The organism is Nonomuraea sp. PA05 (assembly GCF_008086045.1).
Classification (GTDB): Bacteria; Actinomycetota; Actinomycetes; order Streptosporangiales; family Streptosporangiaceae; genus Nonomuraea; species Nonomuraea monospora.
Window position 1 is genome coordinate 312,379 of the sequence record NZ_VSEY01000003.1, and the last position, 22,565, is coordinate 334,943.

Annotated in this window: 19 protein-coding genes; 13 read left to right on the forward strand and 6 right to left on the reverse strand. The window is 71.8% G+C overall.

All coding sequences use genetic code 11. The annotated features are described in order from the left end of the window. The first annotated feature begins 13 nt into the window (after positions 1-13). Both FXF51_RS06930 and FXF51_RS06935 read left to right on the forward strand, forming a co-directional pair. On the forward strand, positions 14-961 hold the full coding sequence (locus FXF51_RS06930; RefSeq protein WP_148433413.1) for a DNA polymerase domain-containing protein: 948 nt from the start codon (positions 14-16) through the stop codon (positions 959-961). Between the two features lie 119 nt (positions 962-1,080). Further along, positions 1,081-2,577, forward strand: coding sequence for a M28 family metallopeptidase (locus FXF51_RS06935; protein ID WP_148433414.1), 1,497 nt, complete (start codon positions 1,081-1,083; stop codon positions 2,575-2,577). 46 nt (positions 2,578-2,623) lie between these two features. On the opposite strand, the gene FXF51_RS06940 is transcribed toward FXF51_RS06935, so the two are convergent. From FXF51_RS06940 to FXF51_RS06950, 3 genes are all read right to left on the reverse strand, one after another. Further along, positions 2,624-4,003, reverse strand: coding sequence for a M28 family metallopeptidase (locus FXF51_RS06940; protein WP_148433415.1), 1,380 nt, complete (start codon positions 4,001-4,003; stop codon positions 2,624-2,626). A 66-nt stretch (positions 4,004-4,069) separates the two neighbouring features. Continuing rightward, a complete protein-coding gene (locus FXF51_RS06945) occupies positions 4,070-5,560 on the reverse strand; it encodes a M28 family peptidase (RefSeq protein WP_148433416.1) in 1,491 nt (496 codons plus the stop codon). Positions 5,561-5,706: 146 nt separating this feature from the next. Further along, positions 5,707-6,315 carry a hypothetical protein gene (locus tag FXF51_RS06950; RefSeq protein ID WP_148433417.1) on the reverse strand — a complete coding sequence of 203 codons (609 nt, stop codon included), beginning with the start codon at positions 6,313-6,315 and terminating at the stop codon, positions 5,707-5,709. A gap of 84 nt (positions 6,316-6,399) precedes the next feature. Between FXF51_RS06950 and FXF51_RS06955 the strand changes: the two genes are divergently transcribed. Continuing rightward, positions 6,400-6,810, forward strand: a complete 411-nt coding sequence (locus FXF51_RS06955) for a response regulator transcription factor (RefSeq protein ID WP_148433418.1) — start codon at positions 6,400-6,402, stop codon at positions 6,808-6,810. A 54-nt stretch (positions 6,811-6,864) separates the two neighbouring features. Here the strand turns inward: FXF51_RS06955 and FXF51_RS06960 are convergent, their stop codons facing one another. Beyond that, complete coding sequence (locus FXF51_RS06960; protein WP_148433419.1) at positions 6,865-7,269, reverse strand: hypothetical protein; 405 nt, start codon at positions 7,267-7,269, stop codon at positions 6,865-6,867. Between the two features lie 131 nt (positions 7,270-7,400). Next, entirely contained in the window at positions 7,401-7,835 is a 435-nt protein-coding gene (locus FXF51_RS06965) for a MarR family winged helix-turn-helix transcriptional regulator (RefSeq protein ID WP_148433420.1), read from the reverse strand. An 85-nt stretch (positions 7,836-7,920) separates the two neighbouring features. Between FXF51_RS06965 and FXF51_RS06970 the strand changes: the two genes are divergently transcribed. The 8 genes from FXF51_RS06970 (at position 7,921) to FXF51_RS07005 (ending at position 16,605) form a co-directional block, all read left to right on the forward strand. Then, positions 7,921-8,334: a VOC family protein gene (locus FXF51_RS06970; RefSeq protein ID WP_148433421.1), complete on the forward strand. Its 414-nt coding sequence runs from the start codon at positions 7,921-7,923 to the stop codon at positions 8,332-8,334. Positions 8,335-8,467: 133 nt separating this feature from the next. Then, on the forward strand, positions 8,468-9,733 hold the full coding sequence (locus FXF51_RS06975) for a hypothetical protein (protein ID WP_148433422.1): 1,266 nt from the start codon (positions 8,468-8,470) through the stop codon (positions 9,731-9,733). After that, the gene (locus tag FXF51_RS06980; protein WP_148433423.1) at positions 9,726-10,022 is read left to right on the forward strand and encodes a hypothetical protein; all 297 of its coding nucleotides are present in this window, start codon (positions 9,726-9,728) and stop codon (positions 10,020-10,022) included. Before FXF51_RS06975 ends, FXF51_RS06980 begins: the two co-directional genes overlap by 8 nt. Further along, positions 10,019-10,666: a hypothetical protein gene (locus tag FXF51_RS06985; RefSeq protein WP_148433424.1), complete on the forward strand. Its 648-nt coding sequence runs from the start codon at positions 10,019-10,021 to the stop codon at positions 10,664-10,666. Before FXF51_RS06980 ends, FXF51_RS06985 begins: the two co-directional genes overlap by 4 nt. Beyond that, a complete protein-coding gene (locus FXF51_RS06990) occupies positions 10,659-11,255 on the forward strand; it encodes a hypothetical protein (RefSeq protein WP_148433425.1) in 597 nt (198 codons plus the stop codon). Before FXF51_RS06985 ends, FXF51_RS06990 begins: the two co-directional genes overlap by 8 nt. Positions 11,256-11,261: 6 nt before the next feature. Then, a complete protein-coding gene (locus tag FXF51_RS06995; RefSeq protein WP_148433426.1) occupies positions 11,262-11,564 on the forward strand; it encodes a WXG100 family type VII secretion target in 303 nt (100 codons plus the stop codon). A 4-nt stretch (positions 11,565-11,568) separates the two neighbouring features. Beyond that, positions 11,569-16,158: an RHS repeat-associated core domain-containing protein gene (locus FXF51_RS07000; RefSeq protein ID WP_148433427.1), complete on the forward strand. Its 4,590-nt coding sequence runs from the start codon at positions 11,569-11,571 to the stop codon at positions 16,156-16,158. Between the two features lie 9 nt (positions 16,159-16,167). Further along, complete coding sequence (locus FXF51_RS07005) at positions 16,168-16,605, forward strand: hypothetical protein (RefSeq protein ID WP_148433428.1); 438 nt, start codon at positions 16,168-16,170, stop codon at positions 16,603-16,605. A 345-nt stretch (positions 16,606-16,950) separates the two neighbouring features. Here FXF51_RS07005 and FXF51_RS07010 read toward each other — a convergent pair whose 3' ends face one another. Continuing rightward, positions 16,951-21,141 (reverse strand): FtsK/SpoIIIE domain-containing protein, encoded by a 4,191-nt coding sequence (locus FXF51_RS07010; RefSeq protein ID WP_148433429.1) that lies wholly within the window; start codon positions 21,139-21,141, stop codon positions 16,951-16,953. 196 nt (positions 21,142-21,337) lie between these two features. On the opposite strand from FXF51_RS07010, the gene FXF51_RS07015 reads away from it, so the two are divergent. Both FXF51_RS07015 and FXF51_RS07020 read left to right on the forward strand, forming a co-directional pair. Then, positions 21,338-21,835: a sigma-70 family RNA polymerase sigma factor gene (locus FXF51_RS07015; RefSeq protein ID WP_148433530.1), complete on the forward strand. Its 498-nt coding sequence runs from the start codon at positions 21,338-21,340 to the stop codon at positions 21,833-21,835. Between the two features lie 34 nt (positions 21,836-21,869). Continuing rightward, a complete protein-coding gene (locus tag FXF51_RS07020) occupies positions 21,870-22,565 on the forward strand; it encodes a zf-HC2 domain-containing protein (RefSeq protein ID WP_148433430.1) in 696 nt (231 codons plus the stop codon).

The following is a 22,565-nucleotide window of genomic DNA, read 5'->3' on the forward strand; positions in this document are numbered from 1 at the left end:
CATCGTAGGGCGGGTGGCCGCTGATGAGACGCGTGACGGGGTCGAGCTGACCAACCTGGACCAGCCGCTGTTCGACGGCGCCGACGCGACCAAGCGCGACCTGGTCGACTACCTCGACGCCGTCAGCGACCGCATCGTCCCGGTGCTGCGTGACCGGCCGCTCTCGGTCGTCAGGGTGCGGCCGGGGCAGGCGCCGTTCATGCAGAAGAACCTGCCCAAGTACGCCCCGGAGTGGGTGCGGTCGGTGTCGATGTGGGCGGAGGCGTCGCGCAGGCAGGTGACGTACGCGCTGTGCGACGACAGGCGGACGCTGCTGTGGTTCGCCAACCAGCGGGCGGTGGAGTACCACCCGGCACTGTTCGCCGGTGAGCACGCCACGCACCTGGTGCTCGACCTCGACCCGCCCGAGCACGACGACTCCTTCTCGCTGGCCGTGCGCGGCGCGCTGCTGGTCCGGCAGGCCCTCGATGACATGGGGCTGGCTGGGGCGGTCAAGACGAGCGGCGCCAAGGGGGTGCACGTGTTCGTGCCCGTGGTGCCGGGCACCGCCATGGACGACCTGGCGGCGGCCACCCGGGCGCTGGCCGCGCGGGCCGAGCGGCTCGACCCGGCGCTGGCGACCACGGCGTTCATCAGGGAGGACCGCGAGGGCAAGGTGTTCCTCGACTCCACCAGGGCGGGCGGGGCCACCGTCGTCGCCGCCTACAGCCCTCGCATCAGGCCGGGCGTGCCGGTCTCCTTCCCGCTGGCGTGGTCGGAGCTCGACTCGGTGTCGCCGCGGGACTTCACGGTGCGGACCGCGCCGGGGTTGCTGAAGGACGCCGACCCGTGGGCCGGGCAGATGCCCGAGCCGCAGCGGCTGCCTGACGACCTCGTCGAGGAGGGGCACACGATCCCGGTCGCCCGCGTACAGGCGATGCACGAGGGCAAGCGGCGGGCCCGCGCCCGCCGCGCGGAGTAATGTCCGCAAATTGCCACATTAGTGGGTCTTCACGGTAGTTCGCCGACGGGTTACGTTCGGGCAGCGGTCGCTCGGGGGGAAGGGCCGCGTTCCCGTTCAGCCCATGGGGGGACACCCGCATGCGAAGATTCGCCATCGTCCTGCTCACCGTACTCGCCTTAGCCCTGGCCATGGCTCCGCCCGCGCACGCTGGCGGGCTCGACGACGCCTTCGCCAAGGTGCTCGTCAAGAAGGTCAAGGGCGCCAACGTCAAGAAGCACCTGGACGCGTTCCAGGCCATCGCGAACGCCAACGGCGGCAACCGCGCCGCCGGCACGCCCGGCTACGACGCCTCCGTCGCCTACGTCGAGGGCAAGCTGCGCAGGGCCGGTTACAAGGTCACCCGCCAGCCGATCAACTTCGTCGAGAGCTGGAGCGAGAACAGCCCGCCCGTGCTCGACATCACCGCGCCCACCCCCAAGTCGTACGTGCCGGGCACCGACTTCGTCACCTTCCAGCCCTCCCCGCCCGGCGACGTGACCGCGCAGGTCCAGGGCGTGGACCTGACGCTGCCGCCGACCCCGGCGCCCAGCTCCACCAGCGGCTGCGAGGCCGCCGACTTCGCCGGCTTCGTCCCCGGCCGGATCGCGCTCGTCCAGCGCGGGACCTGCCCGTTCGTCAACAAGGTGATGAACGCCGCCGAGGCCGGAGCCTCCGGGCTCATCGTCTTCAACGAGGGCCAGCCTGGCCGCACCGACCCGTTCCCGCTGGACATCGGCGAGTGGCGGGGCGGCATCCCCATGGTGTTCGCCAGCTTCGCCGTGGGCAACGAGCTGGCCGCCACGCCCGGCGCCACCGTCCGGCTCAAGGTCGACGCCAACCTCGTGCTCGGCACCAACGACAACGTGATCGCCGAGAGTCCCTTCGGTGACCCGCGCAACGTCGTCATGGTCGGCGCCCACCTCGACAGCGTGACCGAGGGGCCCGGCATCAACGACAACGGCTCCGGCAGCGCGGCGCTCCTGGAGATCGCGGAGGAGATGGCGTACGTCCCGGTCAAGAACAAGGTGCGCTTCGCGTTCTGGGCAGCCGAGGAGATCGGTCTGCTCGGGTCCGACCAGTACGTGGACGCCCTGTCGGAGGCGCAGCGCGACCGGATCAGGGTGTACCTGAACTTCGACATGATCGCCTCGCCGAACTACGCGTACAAGCTGTACGACGGTGACGACTCCGACGGCGTCGGCTCGCCCGCCGGCCCGCCCGGATCGGCCCAGATCGAGGCGCAGCTCGCGGCGTTCTTCGGCTCCCGGTCGCTGCCGACCGTGGGCACCGACTTCGACGGCCGCTCCGACTACGGGGCGTTCATCGCCGTCGGCATCCCGTCCGGCGGCATCTTCACCGGTGCGGAGGGCATCAAGACGCCTGAGGAGGCGGCGCTGTTCGGCGGTACGGCCGGGGTGGCGTACGACGCCTGCTACCACCAGGCCTGCGACACCATCGCCAACATCAACGACACCGCGCTCGACGTGGACTCGGACGCGATCGCGGACTCGGTCGCCAGGTTCGCCTACAACCTGCGCGCCATCCCGCCCAGGACGGCGCCGCCGGCCGCCGCCTTGTCGGCCTCGGCCGAATAGCGGGTCCTGACCGGGTGGGCGGCGCGTCCGCCCACCCGGCCTCGTTCTAGCTGGTCGCGGGTGCCGGGTGGCTGACCGGGCTGCGATGCCCCTGCTCGTCCACCGCCCGCACGCCGAACTGGAAGTTGTCCTTCGACAATCCCTCCACCGTGTACGAGGTCACGTTCCCCACGAAGCGCGAGTGCGTCCACAACGGCTCGGTCGTGTCCCGCCAGACCACCTCATACCCCGAAATGTCGGGCTCGGGGTTGGCGTCCCACCGCAGGTCCGTGTCGTTGGTGAGCCGGCTCGTCACGATCGCCGCCCGCCCCGGCGAGCGCGGCGCGCGGGCCAGCGCCGCCAGCGCGGCCAGGTTCACCTGCGTCACCCGCGCCACGTAGTCGGTCTCGACGAACCGCAGCAGGTCGCCGTACTGGACGCCGTCCTCCACGCGCACGTCCTGGTGCTGGTGCCGGTAGTCCTCGTGCACCTCCGTGAAGCGCACCGCCGCGTACCCCTGTTGCAGGAACGGGATCTGGTCGCCGCCGCGCAGGTAGCGGTCCCTGCGGTAGTACAGCCGCGCGTCGAAGCGCGGCACGTACTGCGTGGCCGTCTCATGCACGAAGCGGGCGAGCTGCCGCGACACCCCGTCGTTCTCGCCGCCGACCGACTGGCGGACGGCGGCCTGCGCCGGGGTCTCCGAGGTGGGCACCCCTTCGGAGAAGACCCGCACGGCCTTGGCGTCCCGGCCGTTCTCACCGTCGGCGCTGCCCACGATGTCGTTGGTGAACATGCCCTGGATGTCGACGTTGTTCTGCTTGGCCTGCTGGGCGAAGTGCGCGGCCCCGTACAGGCCCTGCTCCTCGCCCGCCACCGCCATGAACACCACGGTCGCGTCGAACGTGCGGGTCGCCATGACGCGGGCGGCCTCGATGGCGACCGCCACCCCCGAGGCGTCGTCGTCCGCGCCGGGGGCGTCGCAGGTGGCGTTCATGACGTCGGAGCAGCGGGAGTCGTAGTGGCCGCTGACCACGTACGTGCGGCCGGCGGAGGCGTCCTGGGTGCCGCGCAGCGTGGCGACCACGTTCGTGATCACCGTGGGGGCGGGGATGCGCGGCGAGACGGGCTGGACGAACGACTGCTTCTCCACCGTCATGCGCCCGCCGGAGGTGGCGGCGATCCTGGAGAACTCGTCGTAGATCCAGTCGCGGGCGGCGCCGATGCCGCGCACCGGGTCGTCCTGGCTGGACAGCGTGTGGCGGGTGCCGAAGGAGGCCAGCTCGGTGATGACGCGGCCCAGGTTGCGCGCGTCCACCTGCCGGACCATCTTCTCGATCTCCGCGTCGCGCGGCGCGCCCGCCTCGGCGGCGGGCGTCAGCACCCCGGCCAGCAGGGCGGCGGCGCAGAAGGGCAGGGCCGATTTACGGATGAGCGGTGTCAGTGCCATGACATTGCTCCACGAGGGATGGCGGGCCGGACCTGTCGGAGGTCCGGCCCGCGATGGTGAGGGGAGCTAACGGGTGATCCGTACGTCGTCCACGCCCGCCTCGACCAGCGAGGCGCCTGAGGCGTCGGCGGCATCGACGAGGATACGGACGGTCTGCCCGGCGAACGCGTTCAGACTCGCCGAGGCCGTGGCCCAGGCGCCGTTGCGGTTTGTCGCCGCGCCCGCCTGGTTGAACACCGTGGCGGTGGTGCTGCCGACCACGCGTACGCGCAGGTAGTCGGCGGTGGAGGCGTTCGAGCCGTGCGCCAGGTACCACGAGAACGACAGGGTCAGCGCGCCCGTGGCGGGCAGCGTGATCGGCGGCGACTGGATCGAGGTGATCCCGCCGTCGATGTCGTTCGCGCCCGCGGAAGCGCCCGCCAGCCTGCCGGTGACCAGGTCGTTCGTGCCGCTGACCGTGGTGCCGAGCTGCTTGGCGCCGCTGGACGTGGTCGCCTCGGGGTCACCGCGCTCCCACTGGCCCAGGGTGGCCGTGTCGGTGGCGCCGGGGTTCGCGGTCCAGCCCGTGGCCGACTCGAACGTGTCCTGGTAGACGGTGATGGGCGGGACGGCGGTGGCGGTCGTCCACACCGCGTACGCGATGGCGTCGGCGTTCCTGTCCAGCGCGGTGTCGTTGATGTTGGCGGTCGTGTCGCAGGCGCGGTGGTAGCAGACGTCGAACGCCTGCCCCGAGGTGCCGCCCCACAGCGTCGCCTGGGCGGCCGTCTTGATGCCCTCCGCGCCGGTGAACGTGCCGCCCGCCGGGATGCCGACGGCGATGAAGGGCCCGTAGTCGGAGCGCCCGTCGAAGTCGGTGCCGCGGGTGGGCACGCCGATGGAGGTGAAGTAGTCCTGGATCGTCCGCTCCAGTTGCGCCGAGCCGGCCGGTCCAGGCCCCGACCCCGTTCCGTCCGAGTTATCGCCGTCGTACACGAAATATCCGGCGTTCGGGGAGCCGACCATGTCGAAGTTCAGATACCCCTTGATCCGCGCTCGGTCGGCGGCCGGCAGGTTGTTCACGTAGAACTGCGAGCCGCGCAACCCCAGCTCCTCCGCGCCCCACCAGGCGAAACGCAGATGCTTGGTCGGCTGCAGCGCCTGGCGGGACACCGCCAGCGCGGTCTCCAGGATGGCCGCGCTGCCCGAGCCGTTGTCGTTGATGCCCGGCCCGGCCGTCACGCTGTCGAGATGCGCGCCGACCATCAGGATGTCGTTCGGATCGCCGCCCGGCCAGTCGGCGATGACGTTGTAGCCGGTGGCGCCGTTGTAGGTGAACGACTGCAGGGCGGTGGTGTAACCGGCGGCGTCGAGCTGGGACCTGACGTAGTTCGCCGAGGCCAGGTAGCCGGGGCGGCCGTGCGCCCGGGTGCCGCCGTTGGCGTTGGCGATGGACTGGAACTGCGTCAGGTGCGCCTTGACGTTGGCCAGCGGGATGTCCGGCGGGGCCGCGGCCAGGGCGGGGGTGGGGGCCGGGGTCAGGGTGAGGGTGACGATCGCCGCGACGATGAGTGATCTCATGCCGTTTTTCCAGGTGCGACGGCTGGATAAGAGCATGGCGGCGCCTCCATCCGAGGTCGAGGGTGGAAGATCCCGAGATGGTGCTTCTCTGGAACGTAACGCCACAAAAGCCCTTCGCCTAGGCCCGCTCACGTCCCGGTCGCCGCTTATGAGTGAGTGGCCTCCTCGGCCCGCAGCGCCGCCAGCATCACCTCGGGCGAGTCGGCGAAGAACCGGATCGAGCTCACCTCGGCCCGCCGCCCGAGCGGCCGCACCACCGTGACGGGCCCGTCCAGCTCGACCGTCACGTTCGTCCGCGACGACACCGCCACCACCAGCCGCCCGTCCTTGACCGACACCATGCCGTCCTCGTTGAGGCTCCGGCTGCTCCGCACGGCGACGATGCGCTCACGGGGCACCCGCAGCTCGAAGTAGACCCCGTACCGGATGTGCAACTCCTCCCGGGTGACGACGTGCGGCCGGGTCGCGCATCCGGCCGCCATCACGGCTACGAACAGCAGCCCGTACAGGTCGGCGATCAACACCCCGAACCGCAGCCACGCGGGCACGTCGAGCCCTACCAGCAGCAGGTCGATCACCACGGTCTCGACGGCCATCGCGAAGGCGAACAACGTCAGCACGAATGCCTGCTCCCTGGCATACGTCGCGACGGCCGCCCCCTCGGGTACCCCGTGCCTGCGGCGCAGGATCCACAGCCCGATGGCGGCCAGGCCCTTGAGCTCGAACCCCACGACCCGCAGCACCAACCTGACCATCGGCCCTCCCTCGACGCGTTCACTCACCTCTCATGAGACACGTTGACGTCGCGTCAAGGTCAACCCGGAAATTGCAGAATCGGGATGACCCTCGATCATGAGGAACTGCGATCCCGCTCAACCCGTCCAAAGGAGGGGGCCGCGAAAGAAGAGGAAACCTATCGCGTGAAGATCAGTAATTCGATGAGCTCAATCGCGCTCGAATCAGTGCTCGTGCTCATACTGATTCCCGTTGCGGAAAAGGGGGAGGCCGTCCACCGATGCTGCCAGGCCCGGCCCTTCGCCGAGACGTTGACCGCACGTGAGAGGGAAGTCCTCGACCTGCTCGCCCGTGGCCAGGACAACCGGACCATCGCCCGTGCTCTCGTCGTGTCGGAGAAGACGGTGCGCAATCATGTCTCCAACATCTTCCAGAAGCTGAGAGTCACCCGCCGGGCGGAGGCCGTCGCCCGCGCCAGGGACGCCGGTTTCGGAGCGGCGCGGGAGGCGGCCTGAGATCAGGGCGGGAGTGCGGCGCCGCCCGGGAGGCGCCGCACCCGTGGAGCACTGCTAGAGGTACCAGTCCAGGACGTCGGCGATCATGTTGGCCAGCTGCAGGTCGGCGCCCATCCGCACCAGCCAGGTGACCAGCTCGGACTTCACCTTGATCACGCCTGCGTCGATGGCGGCGGCCAGTTGCCCGGCGTGGTCCCTGACGAAGTCGGCCGCCTGCGGGACCAGCGACTGCAGGATCCCCGCCAGGGCGGAGCCGCTCATCCGGAGGGCGAGGATCAGCACGCGCCGCTTCCACCCCTCCGTGTCGAGGCCGCCCTCCTGGGTCGTCGGCTCGCTGCCGGACAGGGCGGACTTCGCCCGCTCCAGTGCGCTCGCGTCGTCCTGAGCCGCCTGGCGGGCCCGCGCGATGAGGTCGTCGAGGTCTGCCACGGAAAGGCCGTGAATAGCGGTCTCGGTCATTGTTCTGGTCCTTTCGGATTGTCGGTCGTGCCGCCTTTTCGGGCACGGCTCAACAATGCCGGGAAAGGCCGTCGGGCCACCTGATGCACAGGTCCTGAATAAGTCCCGGGAATGACCCGCCGCCGAAATGGTCAGGCGCCGACCTCGTCGGCCAGCCGTTCCAGATAGGCCGCGAACCGCAGCCGGTCGTGCTCCTCCCAGGTGGCGGTCAGCTCGCCGAAGGCGTGCCGCTGCCATTCCCGAGCCCCTTCCAGCAGCGCCCGCCCGCTGTCGGTGAGCCGCAGCGCGGCGCGGCGGCGGTCGTGCTCGGAGGTGGCGCGGGCCAGGTAGCCGGCGTCCACGGCCTCCTTCACCATGCGGCTGGCGCCGGAGTGGTCGAGCCCGAGCTGGTGCGCCACGGTGCCGACGGTCGCCTCCGTAGGGTCGGTCCGCACGGCCTCCACCACGAGGATGTGCTGCACGTGCCGGGCCTCGCCGGTGAGCGCCGCCGCCTGCCCGGCCCAGCGGCGCGACCAGAACCGCACCAGTCGGAACAGTGCGGGCCCGCCCTCGTCGAGATCGTTCATGCGCTCCAGCCTACGACGGATTGCATGCGATACGCACATATGATTCCATGCGAATCGCATACATTCCGGAGAGGAAGGCATCGCCATGGCCATCGTCATGAACCACCTGATCATCCCCGCCACCGACAAGAGCACCGCCGCCACGTTCCTCGCCGACCTGCTCGGCCTGCGGGTGGGGCCGCCGTCCGGCCCGTTCGCCCCCGTCAGGGTCAACGACGACCTCACGCTCGACTTCGACGACCGCCACCACCCCCAGCCCGGCCATTACGCGTTCCTGGTGGACGACGCCACCTTCGACGCGGTGCTCGACCGGCTCCGCGCCGACGCCGCGATCGACCACGGCTCGGGCCCCATGAACGGATGGGACCGGCGGATCAACCACCTCGGCGGCGGCAGGGGCGTGTACGTCCGCGACCCCGACGGCCACAGCTACGAGCTCTTCACGGCCGAACCCATGCCGATCCCGGCAACCCAGAAGGATTCTCGCGAATTCGATTGAACCCACCCCCGCCCCGCCGCGTACAACCTGTCGGACAACAGCACGCGCCCACACCGAAAAACGCCACCTGACCTGCGCGAAGGCGTATTTCGAGCGTGCTTCGCCGCGCTGACCGGCTGCCACGGGGATGGCGATGGAATTTCAGGGATGGAGCGACGGCCTGGCCCTGCGGCCGCGCGATTACCTGGGAAAGGGCCACACGCTGGCCGCCGCCGTCGGCACGGCGGGTCCCCTGCGGGACGAAACGCTCTACCTGTTCGCGCTCGGCAGCGCCACCACCATGGCCCGGTTGCACCTGGGCGGCATCGCCGGGCTGCGGCTCACCCCCGGCAACGTCGTGGTCGGGCCGCGCGGCCAGGTGTCGTTCGCGGCGGGGCCGCGCGACAGCGTCTTTCCCGCTCACGACGTCAGGGACTGGGCCGGCGTGGTCGTGTTCGCGGCGACGGGCCGCGAGCCCGACCAGGGCGCCGACCTCGACAAGCTGCTCCCCGCGCTGCGCGCGGTGATCGACGAGTGCCGCCGCGCCGACGCCGCCTCCCGCCCGTCGGCCGTCGATCTGGTCCGCATCCTGCTCGGCCACTCCGGCGCGGCCCAGGGCGCCACGGTGCACGAACTGCTGCTGGAGGCCGAGCGGCGGACCAGGCCGGAGGAGCCCGCGCCGTACGAGGAGCACGTCGTGCCCACGCCGTTCTGGCGCAGGCCCGCGTACCTCACCGGCGTCGCCATCGGCATCGCGCTCGTCGCGGCGGCGGCCGGCGCGGTCATCCTGATCTCGGGCCAGGGGAGCGCGCCGGAGGCGAGCGACGTGGTCACCGCGGTCGGCCGACGCACGGCCACGTTCAGCCAGGTGTCGGACGGCGTGGGGACGGCGGGCCGGGTGCGGTCCGAGGGGCGGCTGAGCTTCGACCCCGGCGCGCCCGCCACGTCGTACGACATGAAACTCGCCTGCGGGAACGATCCACAGCCCGTCTCCGTGTCCCTCGTCGGCACCAGGGGGACGGCCGCGGGGGCGGTGTTCGACACCGACCGTCCGCCGGGGGAGTCGTGCGTCCAGTCGACGGCGCCCACCGTGCGCGAGCTCAGCTCGCCGCGCACCGTCCAGGGCCTGATCGACGCCGCCGGCACCGGCGTGACCAGCGCGCCGGCGGCCGGGAACGGCCGCACGCTCACCGGATCGGTCCCCGCGCACCGGGTCAGGGGCGAGGAGGGCGACGCCACCTACGCGGGCCTGCCCGCCGAGGGTCCGGTGCGGTTCACGCTCCAGGTGGACGGCCAGGGCCTGCCGGTACGGCTGCGCCTGCGCATGGAGAGCCGCGGCGGCGCGGCCCAGACCGTCGAGACCGTCTACCGGGATTGGCGCGCGTTCGAGGCCATCAAGGGGGAGAGGACCAATGGCTGAGGAATTCGCCGCGAACCGCCAGGAGGCCGCGAACGTCGCGCGGGACCTCAAGGCCATCCGCGCGGCACTGGACGACGGACAGGCCGGCGCGCTCGACGCGCGGACCGGCTCGGAGAAGGTCGACGACGCCGTACGGAGGTTCTTCGAGGAGTCCTCCGACAACCGGGAGCGGATGAACCAGCTCCTGGAGCGCGCGGCGGGCCTGCTGGACGCCCTCGTCGAGGGCACGGGCACGCTCGACGGCTCGCTGGCCGACTCGCTCTCGACCAGTTCCGGGGGCTCGGGATGAAGGCGCTCGGCCTGGGTGTGCTCACCGGCGTCCTGGTCGCGACGGTCGCGGCGTCGCTGGTGTTCGCGCTGACGGACCAGCCGCAGGCGCGGGCCTTGTACGTCGATGAGCCGTCCGGGCAGGCGGCCGCACCCCGGAAGACACAAGCGACCGAGGACCCCACCACGGACAAGGCCGACTTCGCCGGACGGGTGGCCGGCGGGCTCGTCGCCCTCTCGATCCGCGGCGGCAAGGCCGTCGGCTACTTCTGCGACGGCCGCCGCGAGGTGTGGATGTCCGGCGACGCGCGCGACAACCGCGCCACGCTCACCGGCACCGAGGACGGCGAGACCCTGATGACCGCCGAACTCGGCGACGACGACGCCACGGGCGACCTGGTGCTCGGCGAGGCCGCCTTCCGCTTCACCGCCCCCGTCGTCGAGCGGCCGTCCGGCCTCTACAGGGCGACGGAGCAGGTGCGCGGCGCGTCGGTCGTCGGCGGCTGGATCGTCCTGCCGGGCGGGCGCCAGGTCGGCGCCGTGCGCTTCGGCGACGCCGAGCAGCCCGCACCCCGGCTCGTGCCGGGCCGGGACGTCCGGATCGGCGGCGTCACGCTCGAACCCGAGCCCGTGGACGCCTTCATCGAGGAGCTGACCCATGGCTGACCTACCCTTCGGATTCACCGTGCGGGTCCCCGACTCGTGGTACGAGTTCGACGTCTGGCGCGCGGGACGCACCGGCGACCTGGCCCGCCTCGTGGACGCCCGGGTGGCGGCCACGCCCGAGCTGGCCCCGCACCGGGCGGTGCTGCTGAAGGTGCTGCGCGAGGTCGCCGAGCTGGCGACGCGGCACGGGGCGGTGTTCGGCGCCGCGATGACCGACCACCTGGAGGACGCCGGCACCGTGCTGGCCACCCTCATGGTGCTGCACACGCGGGGCCGCTCCGACCCCGGGGGCAACACGGTCGAGGCGATCGCCTCGGGCGTCGTCGCCGTGCCGCCCACCCCCGGCACGCCGGGCTGGCGCGCCGTCGAGATCGTCGAGCTGGACGCGGGCCGCGCCGTACGCGTGGCCGGCGTCGAGACGGGCGAGCTCGACTCGGTGGTCATGCAGACCCTCATCCCCGTGCCCGGTGGGCACGGCGTGCTGGACCTGGTGCTCACCAGCCCGCACCTCAGCCTGGCCGAGCCCATGCTCGACCTGTTCGACGCGATCAGCGCCACCCTGGCCTGGTCCGGCCCCCAAGGAGAGTGAACCGTCATGGCAGGTGGGACCCATCACCTCAGCTTCCCGCAGGTGGAGAACAGCGCCACCCGGCTGAACAAGGAGAAAGAGGACATCGAGAGCCGGCTGACCCAGCTCAAGGCGATGATCGACCAGCTCGTCAGCAGCGACTTCGTCACCGAGCGGGCCTCCGGCAAGTTCCAGCAGGACTACGACCAGTGGAACAACGGCGCCAAGCAGGTCATGCAGGGCCTGGAGGGCATGAGCCAGTTCCTCAAGACCGCCATCGCCAAGCACCGCGAGCTGGACGCCTCGCTCAGCGGCGGCGCGGGAGCGTGACGTCATGCCGGGCGGATGGGACGTACTGGGACTGGCCGGCGACCCCGCGCCGGGGGACCCCGGACAGGTCAGAGGACTAGCCGACCGGCTGCTCAAGGAAGCGCGGCTGGCCGAGGACAACACGGCCAGGCTGAGCACCGTGTCGGGCAACAGCTCGGCGCTGGGGATGCGCGGCGACTACGCGGCCCGCTACGCCGAGGCGCTGGGCGAGCTGCCCGGCGAGCTGGCCAAGCTGGGCAAGGCGTACCGGGGCGCCGGCGAGGCGCTGCTGACGTACGCGGGCAGCCTGGAACAGGCCAAGACGCGGGCCGGCGCTGCGCTGCGGCAGGGCCAGAGCGCCGCGGCCGCGTCACAGGGGGCGCTGCGCGAGGTGCAGGCGCAGCTCCCCGGCGGCGGTCCGATCCTGGACGTGCCCGGCGCGGAGTCCGCCCTGTCCAACGCCGACCCGGCGACACGGGAGGCCACCCGCGGCGCGATGCAGCGGGCCCGCCAGGCCGAGGAGGACCGCGCGCGGGCGCGCCGGATCGCCGACGAGGCGGCCGGCCTGCGCGGCGACGCCGAGAACCGGGCCACGCGGGAGATCGAGCGGGCGCTCGAAGGCAGCGGCATCAAGGACAAGTCGTGGCTGGAGCAGGCCTGGGAGACGATCACCACGCCGTTCAGGTCATGGGACGACTTCGTGGCCTTCGCCGGGACCGTCGGAGCGGTGGCCGGGCTGGTGGTGCTGGTCATCGGCACCGGCGGGCTGGCCGGGGTGATCCTGGCCGGGGTGGCGGTGGCCGCCGGGGCGGTGGTGCTGGGAGACGCGCTCAACAAGTACCGGCAGGGCAAAGGCTCGCTGGGCCAGGTCGGGCTGGCCGCGCTGGGCGTGCTGCCCGTCGGCAAGGGGATCGCTCTGCTGGGCCGCGGCGCCAAGGCCGTCATGGGGCTGAACGGGGCGGCGGGCGTCGTACGAGCCGGTGGAGGCACCCTGCTCGGCACCGGCGCCATGGCCGTGCGCGGCGGCCGCAACGCGCTGGGAGCCCCCTCGCTGCGCACGGCGATCCAGAGCGGCGGCGCCCGCCAGGGGACGGCGGCCACCGCGTCGTGGCAGCGCGGCCGCCAGTTCTTCAGCCAGGACCCGGTGCACTTCCCGACCGGCACCGTGCTGCTGCCGCAGACCGACGTCGAGCTGCCTGGCGTGCTGCCGCTGCGGCTGGAACGCACCCATCTGTCCACGTACCGTACCGGCCGCTGCTTCGGCCGCTCCTGGGCCTCCACGCTGGACCAGCGGCTGGAGGCCGACGTCGGCGGGCTCTGCCTGGCTACGGAGACCGGGGCGCTGCTCACCTTCCCCTACCCCGAGCAGGACCGCCCGGCCTACCCGGACGACGGCCCCCGCCTGGCCCTGCGCGAGACCGACGACGGTTACGCCGTCACCGACCCGCTCACCGGCCGTACCGTGCACTTCGCCGAGACGACCGAGGCCGGCGTGCTGCCCCTCGCGGCCGTCACCGACCGCAACGGCAACCGCGTCGAGGTGCGCTACACCGACGGCCTGCCGTCCGAGATCGTCCACTCCGGTGGCTACCACCTGGACATCGAGACGTCCCAGGGCCGCGTCGTGGAGATCCGGCTGCGCGGCGCCGGGCAGCGGCTGGTGTCGTACGCCTACGACGAGGCCGGCGACCTCACCGAGGTGACCAACTCCTCCGGCCTGCCGCTGCGCTTCGCCTACGACGACGACGGCCGGATGACCCGCTGGCAGGACCGCATCGGCACCTGGTACGCCTACACCTACGACCTGGAGGGCCGCTGCGTCTACGGCACCGGGTCGGCGGGCGTCTTCAACACCGAGCTGTCCTACGGCGACGGCGTCACCCGGGCCGCCGACTCGCTCGGCCACCTCACCACGTACCACCACAACGACCTGCTCCAGGTCACGGCGGAGACCGACCCGCTCGGCCACACCACCCGCTACCGCTGGGACCGCCACGACCGGCTGCTCGCCCGCACGGACGCGCTGGCCCGCACCACCCGCTACACCTACGACGAGGCGGGCGCCGTGCTGACGGTCACCCGCCCGGACGGCGCCACCCGCCGCTGCACCCGCGACGCCCGCCACCTGCCGCTCACCGTCACCGACTTCGACGGCACCACGACCACCCTGCGCCACGACGAGCGTGGCAACCTGACCACCACCTCGTCCGCCACCTACGCGTACGACGATCGCGGTCACCTGATTACCATCACCAACACGCTCGGCCACACCCACACCGTCACCACGGACCCGGCCGGCCTGCCCCTCACGATCACCGACCCCACCGGCGCCACCACCCGCTACGAACGCGACCCCTTCGGCCGCGTCACCGCCGTCACCGACCCCCTGGGCGCCACCACCCGCCACACCTGGACGGTCGAAGGCCGGCCTGCCACCCGCACCCTCCCCGGCGGCGCCGCAGAACGCTGGGCCTACGACGCCGAGAACAACCTCATCGAGCACGTGGACCCGATGGGCGAGGCCACCCGCGTCGAGATCGGCCCCTTCGACGTCCCCACCGCCCGCACCACCCCGGACGGCGCCCGCCTCGAATTCACCTACGACACCGAGCTGCGCCTCACCAAGGTGACCAACCCGCAGGGCCTGACCTGGCACTACACCTACGACCCTGCGGGCAACCTGGTCGAGGAGAGCGACTACGACCGGCGCGTCCTGAGCTACCTGCACAACCCGGTGGGCAACCTCACCGAACGCGTCAACGGCGCGGGCCAGTCCACCAGCTTCGTCTACGACGTGCTCGACCGGCTCATCGGCCGCCGCGCCGGCGACCGACTCACCACGTTCGACTACGACCCGCTCGGCCGTCTCGTGCACGCCGCCAACCCGGACGCCGACCTCACCCTCGTCCGCGACGCGCACGGCCGCGTCGTCCGCGAGACCTGCAACGGCCGCACCCTCACCTCCGCCTACGACGCGCTCGGCCGCAGAGTCCTGCGCCGCACCCCGTCCGGCGCGGAGACCGTCTGGACGTACGACGCCCGCGACCTCCCCCTCACCCTCGAAACCGCCGGCCAGACCCTCCACTTCACCCACGACCTCGCGGGCCGCGAAACCGTCAGAACCTTCGGCGCCGACCTCGCCCTCCTGCACGACTGGGACGACGACGGCCGCCTCCACTCCCAGACCCTCACCAGCGGCCCGGCCCGCCGCACGATCCAGCGCCGCACCTACGGCTACCGCAGGGACGGCGAGCTGACGGAGATCGACGACCTCCTGTCCGGCCGCCGCCGCTTCGACCTCGACCCGGCCGGCCGCGTCACCGCCGTCCACGCCACCGGCTGGTCGGAGACCTACCACTACAACACCGCCGGCCAGATCACCGACGCCACCTGGCCCGCCGCCCCGTCCGACCCCCAGAACCCACGCGCCCACCCCGACCCCCAAAATCCACGCGCCCACACCGACATCCAAGGCTCACGCGCCCACACCGACATCCAAGGCCCGCGCGCCTACACCGGCACCATGGTCCGCCAAGCCGGCCGCACCCGCTACGAGTACGACCGCCAGGGCCGCACCATCCTCCGCCAGCGCAAGGGCCTGTCCACCAAACCCCGCACCTGGCACTACACCTGGGACGCCGACGACCGCCTCACCGCCGTCACCACCCCCGACGGCACCCGCTGGCGCTACCTCTACGACCCGCTCGGCCGCCGCATCGCCAAACAACGCGCCGACGGCGCGCACCGCACCGACTTCACCTGGGACGGCTTCACCCTCGCCGAACAGTCCACCGACGAGCGAACCACCTCCTGGGACTGGGCACCCGGCTCCTTCCGCCCCCTCACTCAGACCGAGCGGTCCCAGGAGTGGGTGGACGAGCGCTTCTACGCCATCGCCACGGACCTCGTGGGGACGCCGGCCGAGCTGGTGTCGGCGGAAGGCGAGATCGCCTGGCGCACCCGCCGCACCCTCTGGGGGACTTCACCCGGCCCCATCACCTCCGGGGCGGACTGCCCACTGCGATTTCCCGGTCAGTACGAGGATGCGGAGTCGGGGCTCTGCTACAACTTCCTGCGGTATTACGATCCTGAGGCCGGGGTTTATGTGGCGGCGGATCCGATCGGGTTGCGGGGTGGGTGGGATCCGCACGCGTACGTGCGCAATCCACAGGTGTGGACGGACCCGCTGGGGCTATCGGCCTGTCCGAAGGAACTGCCCGCGGGCAAGCCGTCATCCGTCTCCCCCGGCAAGTTGGCGCCGAAGGAGGTCGCCCAGGCCCGGGAGATCGCAGAACTACGTGGCGGGCACTTCGAAGGAGCGCCGACCGACAACTTCCCCGGCATCGACGGCTGGCTCGACGGAACACCGGTCAGCCTCAAGCAGATCGAGGCCGACGGGCCGTTCATGGTACTCAAGAGGGCGGGTGACGCTGAGAAGTCCGCGCGCAAGGAGGGGTACACAGGCGTGGAGGTCTACGTCGACGCGAAGAACGTGCCAGGCCGAGACGTGATCGACTTCGGCCTCAACGGGCCGCTGGCGCAGTTGCCACGCAAGGGGACCGTCAGCAGCATCTACGTCAACTCAGCCGACGGCTGGATCGTGTTCCCGGGGTGACGAATGTCCGTGGAGATCGAAGTCAGGTGCAGGCAGCGGCCGGACCCGCACACGCTCACTCGCGTGGCCGGCTTCGCCATGCGAACGATCCTCGGCGTGTCGAACGTCGAGGTGATCTTCGAGGAAGGGGAGACGGACTGGACGTTCCACTGGGGCGGTGCGGGACATGTCATCATGTTCTTCACGGCGCCCGGCGAGTACGGGGTCGACGGGCCCTGGTACCTGAACTTCAATCCTGGTCTTCGGGGCCGATCCGTACCGGAGCTGTTCATGATCGTCCTGGCTGCGGTTGCCGCGCTGCTCAGCGACGGGACGCTCATCGACGACAACTACCCCTTCCAGCGGGCCGACCACACCGCCGAGGCCATGCTCGCCCAAGTGCTCAGGGCGGCGCCGCTGGAGGTGGAGCCCGCGATCCACCTGCTCGTGACCGGCCGCCTGCCATGAGCGAGTGCCGGGTCTGCGGCCTGCCCCAGCCCGACCCGCCCTGGGGCGAAGACGGCAAGAGCCCGACCTGGGCGATCTGGGCTGGATCGTCAACGGCTGCCCTTGGTTCGAAGAGTCCGGAGCGCCCCGCGGGCTGGCGCCTGGAAGACCGGTTACCGGAGTGAGACATGTCCATCGCGCGTAGCCGGTTTCGCCATGCGCTCGATCGACCGGCGGCACGCTCGACGACGACAACCACCCCTTGGAGCGGGCCGGCCACACCGCCGACGAGCTGCTGAGCCAGGCCCTGCGCGAGGCGCCGCTGGAGCCCGAGGCCGCCGTCCGCCTCCTGCGCACCGGCCGGCCCTAAAGCTCCGCGAACTGCACCAGCTCCAACCGCCGCCCCACCCCCATATAAGCCCGCCCCACCGGCCCCCCGAAAAACTGATCCGGCTCCAGATTCACCCCATGCTCCCGAGCATGCACCCGGCTCGTCGGCGTCAGCAAGAACCGCACCCCCGACCGTAAAACCTCCCCCACCTCCCCGCTCAACGCCCGCCGATGCCCTTCCAGCAACGGCGTGGCGTCCCCGCACAACACCAACGCCCGCCTCCCCAGCTCGGACGGCGCCAGGATGTCCTGCAGCAACGTGGGCAGCGTGTCGAACCCCTGCTCCCGTGGCGTGACCGTCACCTGGTCGAAGTCGTCCACCACCACGGCATACCGCTCCCCTTCGAAGGACTCCACGGCCTCCCGCAACACGGCGTCGGTGAAGGAGGTTCCGGCCAGCGCCCGCGCCTCCGGCAGGGTGCGGACGAGCGGCGACCGGGGCGGCGCGATGGCGAGGACCCGGATGCCCGCGCGCAGCAGCACGCCGGCGATGACGAGGGCCGCGTTGCTGCGTCCGGAGCCGGCGGGGCCGGAGACGAGGGCGAGGTGCGGGCCGAGGTCGAAGAGGTCCAGGTCGATGGGGGTGACGTCGGGGCCGCCGATGGCGATGGCCGGATGCGGGAGGTCGCGGAGGGGGATGGTGGCGGGGAGCGGGGGGAAGGGTTTGGGGCCGGAGGATGAGGTGCGGCTGTGGCGGGCGGAGGGTGGAGCGGGGACGGCGGAGGGTGGGAGGCAGATCTGGGCGTGCAGGCCGGTGGCCGCCTCGATGGCCCGCCCCGCGAGGACGGGCGGCGAGACCATGCCGGAGGTGAGGTAGGACCGCCGGGTCTCCTCGCGGGCGAAGGGCAGGAACAGGCGGCGGGAGAACAGGTCGGGGGTCTTGCCGCGCAGCATGTCGTGCCCGCCCACGGCCACGACGTGGATGCCGACGGGCGGCCCGCCGGCGACGATCGCGCGCAGGGTGACGAGCAGCGGGGTCTCGAAGAAGTCGGGGCTGCCGCGATCCTCGAAGTACTCCCACCCGTCGATCACCAGCACGACGACGGGCGCGGACGGCCCGCCGGGCGTCAGGCGGGTCAGCCGCCGCCGGTCCACCTCCTCCGCGAGCCACGTCACGAGCCGCCTGATCCGGTCGGGCTCGCCGCCGCCGATGACGGCGCCGCACAGCGGCAGCGACGCGTACGCGCCCAGCCCGCCCGGCTGGTTCTCCACGACGTACAGCCACACCTGGGCGGGTGAGCAGCGCGCCGCCAGGCTGGAGACGAGGGTCCGGCAGAACGTGGTGCGCCCCGACTGCGGCCCGCCCGCGACCATGAGCCGTTCGGTGCCGGTCAGGTCGAGCCCCATGGCGGGCTGCGCCTGGTTGGCGGGGTCGTCCAGCAGCGCGAACGGCACCCCGCCGGCTCCTGACAGGTTGTCGAGCGGCAGCGCGGCGGGCAGGGGCGGCAGGAGGGGGCGGAACGGCGGTTCGGTGGACAGGCGGGGCGCGGCCTCCAGCACGGCGGCGATGGCCAGGTCCTGGTCGGTGCGGCTGGCGCGGGGCGCGTCCCTGAGCCCGGGGCGGGGCAGCCCGAGCGCCGGCCAGGGCGACAGCCGGGCGGTGGCGGGGGCGGAGCCGGTGGGCGGCGGGTCGCCCAGGTAGCCGGTCTGGAAGAGCTGGGGGGTGCGTTGCTCGCCGCCCACCCGCATGATCATGCCCCGGCCGCGCAGCCGTGAGGGGATCGTGGCGGCGTCGGGCACGCCGAGCACCTCGGTGCTGTCGGACGGCTCGTTCTGGCGCAGCGTGATGCGCAGGGAGATGTTGTTCTTCAGCTCGGGCGACAGCTTGCCCTGCAGCGACTGGGTGGCCAGCACCAGGTGCATGCCGAGGGAGCGTCCCTTGGCCGCCACGTTGACCAGCTCGCGCAGGAAGTCGGGTGAGGTCTCCAGGACGCGGGCGAACTCGTCGAACACCATGACGAGCCTGGGCAGCCGCCCGCCTGCGTTCCAGTAGACGTCGATCTCGCCGCCGTACCTGGCCAGGACGGCCTCCCGCCGCCGCACCTCGGCCCGCACGGAGGCGAGCACGCGGCGTGCCGCGCTCTCGTCGAAGACGTCGGCCGCCGTGTCGCCGGTCGAGCGGATCAGGCCGACGACGTGGGGGCAGTGCTCGAACGGCAGGAACGCGCTGCCGCCCTTGAAGTCGACGAGCACCAGGTTCAGCTCGTCGGGGCGGTTGGCCAGCAGCAGCGAGGTGACGAGGGTCTGCAGCAGGATGCTCTTGCCGGCCCCCGTCGCCCCGCCGAGCATCGTGTGCGGGCCGTCGGCGGCGAGGTCCACGGTGACGGGTCCTGTGCCGTCGGCGCCGACGCACACCTTGGTGGTCGGGCCCGGGTCGGCGGCCCACCGCGCCAGTACGGCCTCCGCCTCGGGGACGCCGAGGCCGAGCGTGTCGAGCAGGCGCACCGCGTCGGGGATGACGCTCTCGGCCCTGGCGAGGGTGAGGCGGTCGCGCATGGGGGCGACGGCGCGGGCGATGCGTTCCGCGGCCTGCTCGCCGAGGCTCTCGGGCTGCACGGCGACGGGCAGCCCCTGGCGGCCCCTGGTGAGCTGCATGCCGGTGCCGTCCAGCTCGCAGACGCCGCGGCACTCGTTGAGGCTGCGCTGGTCGGCGCAGATCACGTACACGCCGACCGTGGGGCCCTCACGCAGCACCTCCTTCATGCCGGGGATGTCGCGTAAGGCCCGCGCGCCGTCGAGGACGACGACGACCTCCTCGCCGAAGGTGACGCGCCGTTCCTTGGCCTTGAGCCGCTCGGTGACCAGGTCCTTGAGCTCCTCGACGCGTTCGGTGCGGGTCTCGGGCGTGTTGCCGACCAGGCAGGGGACGGGCGCGTCCACGTTCAGGTGCGGCAGCCAGCGCGTCCAGGCCAGGTGTTCGCCGCCGGACGCGGTGATGAGGACCAGCCGCAGCTCGTCGGGGGCGCGCAGGGTGCCGAGCTGGACGAGCAGCCAGCGCAGCAGCGCGTCCACGGGGTCGGGCGGGCCGATGACGCCCAGCACGCCGATCTCGCGCAGGTCCACCGTGACCGGCACGCCGCGCAGCACGGGCGGCGTGAAGTCGGGCCATGGCTCGCCGTCGAGCGTGATGGTGGCGGGCTCGTCCGCGACGCCGACGCGCAGGGTCAGCCCGTCGGGCGAGTCGGCGTTGCGCGGCCACAGGCCCGGCCCCTCGTGGGTGGCGGCGAAGGTGAGGTCCACCTCGTCGGGGGCGACGACGTGCCGCAGCCACTGCTCGTGCACGACGTGTTGCCTGATGCGTTCCATCGTGTCGCGTTTGCGCTGGTCGAACTCGCGCTCTTTCTTCTTGCGCTGCCGCCCTTCCACCCACTGCGTGCCGAAGAACGTGATCGGCGTCAGAATTCCGAACAGCAGAAAATACGGACTTTTCAACAGAACGGCCATCGCGACCGATATCGGGAGTGGCAACAGCGACGAAATCAGCGCGACCGCGATATTGCGCTGCGGGATCTCGTTGCGCGGCATGGTGAGCCGGGCGCCCGCGACCGCGGGGGCGGGGGAGAAGGCCCGGTCGAAGTCGATGCGGCCATCCCTGGCGCGGGTGGTCCTGAGCCGGCTGGGCGGCAGCGGCGCCCACCGCAGCCGGTCGTCGCCCACCTGGAGCACCCCGTCGGGACGCAGCGCCACGGGCCCCTGGACGCCCAGCTCGTCCACGAGGGTGCCGTTGCGCGAGCCGAGATCGACGACCGTCGCCTCGCCGGTCCACGACACGTCGATGCGCGCGTGCCGCCTGGACACCTTCTGGTCCCGCAGCAGGCTGATGTCGGTCCACTCGCGGCCGATGACGTGGCTGCCGGGGCTGAGCCAGATCACCCGGCCCGCGTCGGGGCCGGCGAACACGCGGACGGCGCCCGCCGCCGCCAGGGGCCTCCACGGCTGGGTACGCTCGGGCTCGCCCACGCTGATCGTCACCCCGGGCACCAGCGGGCTGTCCGCCACACGGGCGTCGGGGTCGAGTTTGTCGCCGCCGACGTAACAGGCGCGGCCTCTGACGGGGAAGGGCAGCGCCCGCAGCAGCGAGCCGACGAGGGTCTCCGGCTCGGCCGTCACCTCGGCGTCGGCGGCGGTGGAGGCCGCCGGATCGCGGATCGTCAACCGAATGATCATAATCCCCTCTCCAGGGGACTGAAGCACGATTTAACAGATAAATCTAGCTATACAGCGAGAAGGGCAAACTACCCGCCCTTGGCCCCGTCTCGTGGCTAGAGTGATAATTCTCAATATCAGCCTACCGAGCGCGATATTTCATGATATCCGCAGCGCAGGGAGCCGCGGAGTGTCGCACCGCGTAACCGACGAGGCCATGGTCAGAGCCCTCTACCGCGAATACGGCGCCCCCCTGATGGCCTTCGCCGTCAGGCTGACGGGCGGCGATCGCCGCTGGGCCGAGGACGTCGTCCAGGAAACCCTCGTACGGGCCTGGCGCAACCTGCACGACCTCCGCACGGAGTCCGGCTCCCTGATGCCCTGGCTGGCCACGGTCGCGCGGCGCGTCGTCATCGACAACCGCCGCCGCTCCGGCTCCCGCCCCCTCGACACGGTCGAGGACATCCCCGAACGCGTCATGCCCGTAGCGGAAGAGGACGAGCGGCTCTTACGGGAGATCGTCGTCACCGACGCGATGCTGTCGCTCTCCCCCGCGCACCGGCAGGTGCTCACCCAGACGTTCCTCCTGGACCGCACCGTCCAGGAGGCGGCGGAGACGATCGGCGTGCCCGTGGGCACGGTGAAGTCCCGCGTGTACTACGCCATGCGCGCCTTACGGGTCGCGCTGGAGGAAAGGGGGGTGACGCTGCCGTGATTCTGGTGCGTCACGATGACAGGGGGGTGGCGCCATGACAGAGGTACACCACGAGGACGTGGCCGCGTACGCGCTCGGCCTGCTCAGCGAGGAGGAGCGGGCCGCCTTCGAGCGCCATCTCGACGGCTGCGGAAGTTGCGCGTCGGAAGTGGGGTCGTTCGCCGCCATGGGCGAGCTGATCAAGGGCGTCCACCCGGACGACCTGCTGCCCCACACCCCCGACCCGCAGGTGGAGTCCCTGCTGGTGCACCGTGCCGCCAAGGAGCGCCGCCGCCGCAGCCTGCACCGCGGCTTCATGACCGCCGCCGCGTGCCTCGTGGTCGCGGCCGGCGTGTTTCTCGGCGTCAGCTCGATGACCGGCGATCCGAACCCCGACAGCATCCACGGCCCGGCCCGCGAGCTGCTCATGACCGGCCGCACGTACTCCATCACCGACCCGGCCACCGGCGTGTCCGGGCTCGTCGGCCTGGAGGACAAGGGGTGGGGCACACACGTCGCGCTGGAGCTCAAGGGCGTCAAGGGGCCGTTGCAGTGCCGGCTCATGGCGGTGGGCGACGACGGGCGCTCCGAGGTGGTCGCGAGCTGGGGCGTGCCGGAGAAGGGGTACGGCGTGCCGGGCTCGCCCGATCCGCTCGTCCTGCACGGCGGCACCAGCCTCCCGCAGTCCGAGCTGAACCACTTCACCGTCCAGACCTTCGACGGGAGGACCCTGGCGACCGTGGCGGTCTGA